Source organism: Rhodococcus ruber (assembly GCF_027270735.1).
In the GTDB taxonomy this organism is placed as follows: domain Bacteria; phylum Actinomycetota; class Actinomycetes; order Mycobacteriales; family Mycobacteriaceae; genus Rhodococcoides; species Rhodococcoides rubrum_A.
Map to the genome: position 1 here is coordinate 1 of NZ_JAPWIJ010000025.1, position 4,947 is coordinate 4,947.

5 protein-coding genes are annotated in these 4,947 nt (G+C 63.1%); 2 read left to right on the plus strand and 3 right to left on the minus strand.

From position 1 onward, the window contains the following. Window positions 1-577: 577 nt before the first annotated feature. The gene (locus tag O4220_RS27600; RefSeq protein ID WP_269608735.1) at window positions 578-2,167 is read right to left on the minus strand and encodes an adenylate/guanylate cyclase domain-containing protein; all 1,590 of its coding nucleotides are present in this window, start codon (window positions 2,165-2,167) and stop codon (window positions 578-580) included. Window positions 2,168-2,209: 42 nt separating this feature from the next. Between O4220_RS27600 and nucS the strand changes: the two genes are divergently transcribed. Both nucS and O4220_RS27610 read left to right on the plus strand, forming a co-directional pair. Then, complete coding sequence (gene nucS, locus O4220_RS27605; RefSeq protein WP_032394670.1) at window positions 2,210-2,881, plus strand: endonuclease NucS; 672 nt, start codon at window positions 2,210-2,212, stop codon at window positions 2,879-2,881. A gap of 41 nt (window positions 2,882-2,922) precedes the next feature. Continuing rightward, entirely contained in the window at window positions 2,923-3,240 is a 318-nt protein-coding gene (locus O4220_RS27610; RefSeq protein WP_032375952.1) for a hypothetical protein, read from the plus strand. Between the two features lie 42 nt (window positions 3,241-3,282). Here the strand turns inward: O4220_RS27610 and O4220_RS27615 are convergent, their stop codons facing one another. Further along, window positions 3,283-4,233 (minus strand): hypothetical protein, encoded by a 951-nt coding sequence (locus O4220_RS27615; protein WP_269608736.1) that lies wholly within the window; start codon window positions 4,231-4,233, stop codon window positions 3,283-3,285. 59 nt (window positions 4,234-4,292) lie between these two features. Beyond that, complete coding sequence (gene mce / locus O4220_RS27620; RefSeq protein ID WP_420030477.1) at window positions 4,293-4,775, minus strand: methylmalonyl-CoA epimerase; 483 nt, start codon at window positions 4,773-4,775, stop codon at window positions 4,293-4,295. Window positions 4,776-4,947: the final 172 nt, after the last annotated feature.

A 4,947-nucleotide genomic window follows, 5' to 3' on the forward strand; every position in this document is an offset into this window, starting at 1 on the left:
CCGATGGTACTGCACCCGACAGGGTGTGGGAGAGTAGGACACCGCCGAACACAACTTGAACCAGACAACCCCCGACCATCACGGTCGGGGGTTGTCTGCATTCGAAGCCACCTACAGTCACAACAGTATTCGTAGCCTTGTCCGTCGTCGGGAGCCCTGAATCCCAGGGCTCCGACATCGGCACCGCAAGTCCCCTCATTGCGATGTGGCGGACTGTCTCGCCCCCACCTCGGTCACAAACGCGCGTGCGTTTGCCAGACGCGAGCAGAACAGCGTCACCAGACTGCGCGCACCTGACAAAGGCGCGCGCGTTTGCGGGCCGCCGAATTGGACTGAACCCCAACAAGTCGACTACTGCTATCGAAGCTTGGCGATCGAGGTTGGCGGGCTTACGCACACCTGGATTCTGCAGACGCGCTCGCCTTTGCGAGGCGCGAGCAGAATCGTCAGCGAATTGGTGAGCGTTCCACAAACGCGAGCGCGTTTGCGAGGGGGGCCGGGCAAAGGACGGCGGAGTCGTCAGTGATGAAAACGGCAGGGACGCAGGGCACTACCCCTACTGAGCCTGAAGATCGGGTCAGGCGTGAACGGCTTCGGGCTGATCCGCCACGACCTCGACGTCTTTCGGATTGGCGAGGACGGTCTCTGCGGATCGACCACGCAAGGTCACCGAGTCCCCGAATTCCCAACGGTGTGCTTCATTGTCAGAAGCACCGTCGACGGCGGTCTTGGAGGCGAGGATGGCTCCCGGCGCATTTTTTGCCAGTTCGGAGAGACGAGCGGCTTCGTTCACCGGGTCTCCGATAACGGTGTACTCGAATCTGGACTTTGCACCGACGTTGCCGGCAACTGCCCGTCCGGCAGCGACGCCGACAGCGGCGCTGCATTCCGGGACTTCCACCACCAGTCGTCGGGCAATTGCTCGCGCTGCTGCGAGCGCCGAGCCGCAGTGGTCGGAAATGTCGTTCGGGGCCCCGAAGATTGCCAGCGCTGCGTCTCCCTCGAACTTGTTGATGAAGCCGCCGTGTTCGTCCACCTCGTCGACCACGACCGCGAAGAATCGGTTGAGAAGGTCCACGACCTCGGTAGGGGGCCGGGACGCCGCCAGCTCCGTCGAACCCACCAAGTCGATGAAGAAGACTGCGATATCGCGTTCTTGGCCGCCGAGTTCGCTCTCGGACTGCAACGCCTTCTCGGCAACTTCGTGTCCGACGTGTCTGCCGAACAGGTCGCGGATCTTCTCTCGATCGCGCACACCGTCGGCCATGCGGTTGAACCCACTTTGTAGCTCGCCGAGCTCGGTGCCGTCGTACACCGCAAGGCGGACGTCCATGTTGCCCTTCTCCACCTCGGCCATACCCGCACGTACGTTGTTGATGGGGGAAGTGGTCGCGAAGCCGCCCAGCACGGTCAACGCAAGTCCGAAGACGATGGTGATGCCACCCAACGCGAGGATGGAGATGGCCAACTGAGTCGATGTGGTTTCGGGGTTTATGAAGCGGAAGATCGCGATGATCATCAAGCCGCTGACCGGGACGCCCGTTCCCAGTAGCCACGACAGGATGGAGCGGCCCATGACTCCTGCAATACGAATTCGTCGAGGATCACCGGCTTCGAGGGCCCGAGCGGCAGCGGGACGAAGCGCAAATTCACTGAGTAGGTAGCTGAACGCACAGACGACGGTGCCACCTGCGGCGATCGTGAAGGCAACCTTGGGAATCGACGCCGAGTCGATGATCCCGTCGATCGTGGGGAGCAGCAGCAAGGCTCCGATCCAGAGCAGAATCTGGATTCGCGTCAGTCGCCAGGGCATTGCGAGTGTCGCGACCTGCTCCTCGCGGCTGGGTTGACGGTCCTCGATTGCCCACCGCAAGCTTCGCAGTGCGTGCGTGGTGCCCCAGACAGCACCGACGACGAATGCCACGAACACGTAGACCGGTACGACGATGTAGTTGACCCACCAGTACTTGCTCGGATCGAGCACGTTCGGTCCCGGCACGACAACGCTGATCAATACACCGACGATGACTGCGCCGATCAGGTTGGACAGGATGAGGAAGACCGTCAGCAACAGCTGGATGCGGATCCGGCGTCGACGTGGTGATTCGGAGGTGTCGCCGAGCAGTCGGGAACCCAGGGGAGCGGCAGATCGTCTCAATTGCGGCATGGTCGTCACAGACTAACGGGGCGCCTGCCTTATGGTGGTCGAGTGCGTTTAGTTATTGCTCGTTGCCAAGTCGACTATGTCGGCCGCCTCACCGCACACCTCCCGTCGGCTCGGCGTCTGTTGCTCGTGAAGTCCGACGGATCGGTCAGCGTGCATGCGGACGACAGGGCCTACAAGCCGCTCAACTGGATGTCTCCGCCCTGCTGGACGGTCGAGACCACCGAGGGCGAGACGATCAAGTGGGTCGTCACCAACAAGGCCGGCGAGGAACTTCGCATCACCATCGACGACGTGGAGCTCGACTCGAGTCACGAGCTCGGCATCGATCCCGGTTTGGTGAAAGACGGTGTGGAGGCACATCTTCAGGAGTTGTTGGCCGAGCACGTCAGCACCTTGGGTGACGGATACACCCTCGTCCGACGCGAATACATGACGGCCATCGGTCCGGTGGATCTGCTGTGCCGCAATGCTGATGGCGGAACAGTGGCCGTCGAGATCAAGCGACGCGGTGAGATCGACGGCGTCGAACAGTTGACCCGGTACCTGGAGCTGCTCAATCGTGACCCGCTGCTGGCCCCGGTGAGCGGAGTCTTCGCTGCACAGGTCATCAAGCCGCAGGCGAAGACGCTGGCCACCGACCGCGGCATTCGTTGTCTCACACTCGACTACGACGTCCTGCGGGGGACCGACAGCACCGAGTTCCGTCTCTTCTGACGACTGTCGGCACGAATCGGCCTGTTCTCTACACTGGACGGGTGCCCCGTCGTAACCAACCCCGCCGACCGAATCGGAGCGGCCCGAGTGATCTCGGTCCGGCAACCGACTCGGTGCTGGGTGGCAACCGGGTCGAGGTCGGTCCGGATGGAGATACATACACGACTCGGATGATCCCGGGTGCCAAGGCCGTCAAGACGTATCGCTGCCCCGGCTGCGATCACGAGGTGCGGCCGGGCGTCGCGCACATCGTCGCGTGGCCGTCGGACGATTTCGGGGGCGCGGACAACCGGAGGCACTGGCACACCGGATGTTGGTCCGGCCGAAACACGCGAGGCCTCACCCGCAGGTGGTCGTAGCGGGAGAGGCCAGGCGTCGGTCCGTTTCCGGACTGGGTTGGATCACGACTCGGAGTCGGCCGATTCCTTCTCGTTCTCGGCCTTCGCGGCTGCCTTCTCTTCTTCCTTCTTGAGGATTGCCGTCGGGTCGGGATTGTCGAGCAGTTCGCTCTCGCGGTTGACCGAGGCGAGCATGGCCGGAACCGAATCGAGCTGGCCACGGATTCCGAGCAGCTGAGCGAGCACGCGGCTGCGCAGCACACGCAACTCCTCGGCCAGTTCCTTGGAGTGCGCGATCCGCCGTTCGGCCTGTTCGCTGGCGGATTGAAGCCGTCGAGCAGCCTCGGTGGTCGCCTCTTCGATGCGGCGAGCGGCATCGGCTTTGCTCGATGCTTCGAGTTCTTCGAGCGCGCTCAACACCTTGGTACGGCGCTCGGCCATCGTGATCTCGAAATCCTCCTGAACCTTGGCGCGCTTGGCCTCGGACTCGGCGGCCAGCTTGTCGCGCTCGGCCTGCGCGGCCTCGACCACCCGGGCTGCTTCGGTGCGCGCCTGAGCCATGGTCTGCTGGTGCTCGGTCTCGAGCGCCGTCCGGCGCTCTTCGAGCTCTGCCACCAGTGACTCGTGCCGTCCCCGCAGTCGCGCACTCTCTTGCTGCGCAACCGAAATCATTTCCTCGGACTCCGAGTGCGCCTTGGCACGTACCTCGGATGCCTCGTCCGAGGCCAACCGCAGCATGCGCGAGATGCGATCACTCATACCCTCCGCCGTGGTGGGCGGAACCGACAGGCGGTCGATGTCCTTGCGCAGTTCGTCGATCTCGTCACGCGCGTCGTCGAGTTGCTTGGCCAGATCACGAGCCTGGGCCGCAGCCGCATCACGGTCAGCGGTCGTCAGCCGGAGCTCGGCGTCGAACCGCTCGAAGTAGTTGGTGACTTCGTCGCGATCGAACCCCTTCCGGACGATGGAAAAGGGAAGTTGCACCGTAGAAGTGCGCTCATGATCGATGGCCATGGCCGTCAATTTACCGGTGAGTCAAGTAGAGAGCCATACGGCTGATTCACAGAGTTCGATCAGTGCGCGTCGGGGTTCGGTTCGACGAGTTCGATGAGCACGCCGCCTGCGTCCTTCGGATGGACGAAGTTGATCCGAGAATCGGCGGTGCCCCGACGGGGAGCGTCGTACAGCAGCCGAACGCCGCGGGCGCGCAACTCGGTCGAGATCTCCTCGATATCGGTGACGCGGTACGCCAACTGCTGCAGTCCCGGTCCGTTGCGGCCGATGAACTTGGCGATGGTGGACGACTCGTCGATCGGTGCGAGCAACTGCAGTGCAGCGGCTTTCTCTCCGGCACCGGGGAAGGAGAGCATCGCCTCGCGGACACCCTGTTCCTCGTTGATCTCCTCGTGCACGGCAATCATGCCGAGGTGGTCGGTGTACCAGGTGATTGCAGCGTCGAGATCGGGCACCGCGATACCGACATGGTCGATAGCCGTCACCAGGTCGGAGCGGAGCGGAGCTCCCGTGTAAGACTGCGTGCTGGAGGTCATGGCCATGACGTTAGCGCCAGCTGCGTTTCGGTGCTCCGCCCGGCCGGTATCGGTAGGGGGCATCGGAGCGTTGATCTCGACAAGGCCGTCTTCACACTTTCGGAGGAAATCGTGACCACAACAGTCATCGTTGCCGGTGCTCGTACGCCCGTCGGGCGCTTCTCGGGCGCACTCAAGG

Excerpts from the sequence above, each read along its gene's own strand:
- O4220_RS27615 (WP_269608736.1), bottom strand. The coding sequence starts at position 4,233 with ATGGCCATCGATCATGAGCGCACTTCTACGGTGCAACTTCCCTTTTCC.
- O4220_RS27600 (WP_269608735.1), bottom strand. The coding sequence starts at position 2,167 with ATGCCGCAATTGAGACGATCTGCCGCTCCCCTGGGTTCCCGACTGCTC.
- mce (WP_420030477.1), bottom strand. The coding sequence starts at position 4,775 with ATGGCCATGACCTCCAGCACGCAGTCTTACACGGGAGCTCCGCTCCGC.